The organism is Bradyrhizobium sp. P3_C3 (assembly GCF_056402655.1).
Map to the genome: position 1 here is coordinate 1 of NZ_JBFUGY010000119.1, position 3153 is coordinate 3153.

The window sequence follows — 3153 nt, forward strand, 5'->3', positions numbered from 1 at the left end:
CGACCAGCTCGTCGAGGCCGGGCTCGTAGATGGGAATCTCGCCGCGATGAAGTGCTGCGATCTTCTTCTCGTCCTTGTCGACGCAGGTGACGTCGTGACCGAAATCCGCAAAGCAGGCTCCGGACACCAGTCCCACATAGCCCGTTCCGATCATCGCGATTCGCATGAAAAACTCTTTCCGTTGAACACGGATGTTCCACTGAACAATCCTAGACCATTTCCCTATCCGGCCGCACGCCCAACATTAGGGCAGGATGCTTCGCGAACCGAATAAACCTTAGCCGCTACGCGTGACAAGAACCGCGGGCATTTGGTGCAACAGGCGACATGCAGTTGCTGCATTCTACATATGCGACAGATACGCCGCGTATGCCTGCTTCAGGCCATCGTGAAGCGACGTCGTCGCGCGCCAGCCGAGCTTTGCGAGGCGGCTGACATCGAGCAGCTTGCGCGGCGTGCCGTCGGGACGCGAGGTGTCAAAGCCGATCTCGCCGCCGTAACCGACGATTTCGGCGACCACGCGGGCGAACTCGGCGATGGTGATGTCCTCGCCGGTGCCGATGTTGATCAGCTCCGCGCCGGAATAGGTCTTCATCAGGTGCACACAGGCATCGGCCATGTCGTCGACATAGAGGAACTCGCGCCGCGGCGTGCCGGTGCCCCAGACGACGACGCTCCTGGCGCCCGCAAGCTTCGCCTCATGGAAGCGGCGGATCAGGGCGGCGACCACGTGGCTCAGTTCGGGATGATAATTGTCGCCGGGGCCGTAGAGATTGGTCGGCATCACGCTGATGAAGTCGCGGCCATACTGGCTGCGATAGGCCTCCACCATCTTGATGCCGGCGATCTTTGCGATCGCGTAGGGCTCGTTGGTCGGCTCCAGCGGGCCGGTGAGTACGGAATCCTCGCGCAGCGGCTGCGGCGCCAGCTTCGGATAGATGCAGGACGAGCCCAAAAACATCAGCTTCTCGGCGCCGTTTTGGTGCGCGGCGTGGATCACATTGGCCGCGATCGCGATGTTGTCGTAGATGAACTCGGCGCGCAGCGTATCGTTGGCGACGATGCCACCGACTTTTGCGGCGGCGAGGAAGACCACTTGCGGCCGCGCTTTCGCGAACCAGTCGAACACGGCGGCCTGGTTGCAGAGATCGACCTCGCGCCGGTCGACCGTGACGAGGTTGACGTCCTCCCGCGCCAGCCGGCGCACCAGCGCGGTTCCGACCATGCCGCGATGGCCGGCGACATAGACGCTCTTGCCCCTCAGCTCAAACGGTGCGTTTGCCACTGGCCGCATCCCGTTTTGCCTCCGCCAGGTCGCTTACCATCATCTCCTCGACGAGCTGGGCGAAGCTGCGCTTCGGCGTCCAGCCGAGCACCTCGCGCGCCTTGCTGGCGTCGCCGACGAGGAGATCGACCTCGGTCGGACGGAAATAGGTCGGATCGATCTTCACCACGGTCTTGCCGCTCGTCTCATCGACGCCGGTCTCCTCGACGCCCTTGCCGCGCCATGCGATGCGGCGGCCGACATGCGCAAAGGACAGCTCGACCATCTCGCGCACCGAGCGCGTCTCGCCGGTGGCGAGCACGAAGTCGTCGGGCTTGTCGGCTTGCAGGATCTTGTGCATGCCCTCGACATAGTCCCTGGCATGGCCCCAGTCGCGCTTGGCTTCGAGATTGCCGAGATAGAGCGTCTGTTCCAGCCCGACCTCGATGCGCGCGACGCCGCGGGTGATCTTGCGGGTCACAAAGGTCTCGCCGCGGATCGGGCTCTCGTGGTTGAACAGGATGCCGTTCGACGCGAACATGCCGTAGGCTTCGCGGTAGTTCACCGTGATCCAGTAGCCGTAGAGCTTGGCGACGCCGTAGGGCGAGCGCGGATAGAACGGCGTGGTCTCCTTCTGCGGGATCTCCTGGACCAGGCCGTAGAGCTCGGAGGTCGAGGCCTGGTAGAACCGCGTCTCCTTCTCCATGCCGAGGATGCGGATCGCTTCCAGCAGGCGCAGCACGCCGATCGCGTCGGCGTTGGCGGTGTATTCCGGGCTCTCGAAGCTGACGGCGACGTGGCTCTGAGCTGCGAGATTGTAGATCTCGGTCGGCCGGATCTGCTGCACCAGGCGGATCAGATTGGTCGAATCCGTCATGTCGCCATAGTGCATCAGGAACGGCACGTTGCCGACATGCGGGTCCTGGTAGAGATGATCGACGCGCGCGGTGTTGAACGAGGACGAGCGGCGCTTGATGCCGTGCACGACATAGCCGAGCGACAGCAGATATTCGGCGAGATAGGCGCCGTCCTGACCGGTCACGCCGGTGATGAGAGCGATCCGCTCACGCATGGCCTGAAGCCTTGAAGTCCTGTCAAGATAGTCGGTCGCACACGTCACGGGCGGCGCAACCACGCCTGCGCAGCCGGTGCGCAACCGGGCCCTTCTTGGACTTATCGGCCCTCCAGGTCAACCCGGATGAAGCGCACCCGGATGAGCGATACGCCCCAGCGCCTGTCGAGAGCCCGGTTCAAACGCCTCCGTCAGGAGCGCTGATAGTCGTCTTCAATCCGGATGATGTCGTCTTCCCCGAGATAGGAGCCGGTCTGGACCTCGATCAGTTCCAGCACGATTTTACCGGGGTTTTCCATCCGGTGGACGGCGCCCATCGGAATGTAGATCGACTCATTTTCGTGCACCGTCTTCACGACCTCGTTCACGGTGACGCGGGCCGCGCCCCGGACCACGATCCAGTGCTCGGCACGATGATGGTGCTTCTGCAACGACAGCCGCCCGCCCGGCTTGACCACGATGCGCTTGACCTGATGGCGCTCGCCATTGTCGACCGACTGATAGCTGCCCCAGGGACGATGCACCTTGAGATGCTCCTCGGTCACCTTCGGCGCGACCGCCTTGAGCTTGGTCACGAGGCGCTTCAGGCCGTTGGCATCCTTCTGGCGCGAGACCAGCACCGCATCCGCGGTGGCGACCACGACGAGATCGTCGACGCCTTCGAGCGCGACCAGCGCCGCATCCGTGGTGACGTTGCAGTTGCGCGAGTCTTCGAACACGGCACTGCCATGCGAAGCATTGCCTTGCGCGTCCTTCTCCGACAACTCCCACACCGCGTGCCAGGAGCCGACGTCGGACCAGCCGCAGGACACCGGCA

The 3153-nt window shown here is 63.6% G+C and carries 4 protein-coding genes; all 4 read right to left on the reverse strand.

The features are described from left to right. Window positions 1-166: NAD-binding protein (locus AC1DW2_RS43525; RefSeq protein ID WP_477009180.1), on the reverse strand; the 166-nt coding region annotated here is incomplete at its 3' end. 177 nt (window positions 167-343) lie between these two features. Further along, on the reverse strand, window positions 344-1294 hold the full coding sequence (gene fcl / locus AC1DW2_RS43530; protein WP_477009177.1) for a GDP-L-fucose synthase: 951 nt from the start codon (window positions 1292-1294) through the stop codon (window positions 344-346). Beyond that, complete coding sequence (gene gmd / locus AC1DW2_RS43535) at window positions 1266-2336, reverse strand: GDP-mannose 4,6-dehydratase (protein ID WP_477009178.1); 1071 nt, start codon at window positions 2334-2336, stop codon at window positions 1266-1268. The genes fcl and gmd overlap by 29 nt, the downstream gene beginning before the upstream one ends. Window positions 2337-2527: 191 nt before the next feature. After that, window positions 2528-3153, reverse strand: a 626-nt coding sequence (locus AC1DW2_RS43540; RefSeq protein ID WP_477009179.1) for a cupin domain-containing protein, incomplete at its 5' end; no start/stop codon positions are given.

What these genes read in the sequence shown, in the direction of transcription:
- gmd (WP_477009178.1), bottom strand. Translation starts at nt 2,336, where the DNA reads ATGCGTGAGCGGATCGCTCTCATCACCGGCGTGACCGGTCAGGACGGC.
- fcl (WP_477009177.1), bottom strand. Translation starts at nt 1,294, where the DNA reads ATGCGGCCAGTGGCAAACGCACCGTTTGAGCTGAGGGGCAAGAGCGTC.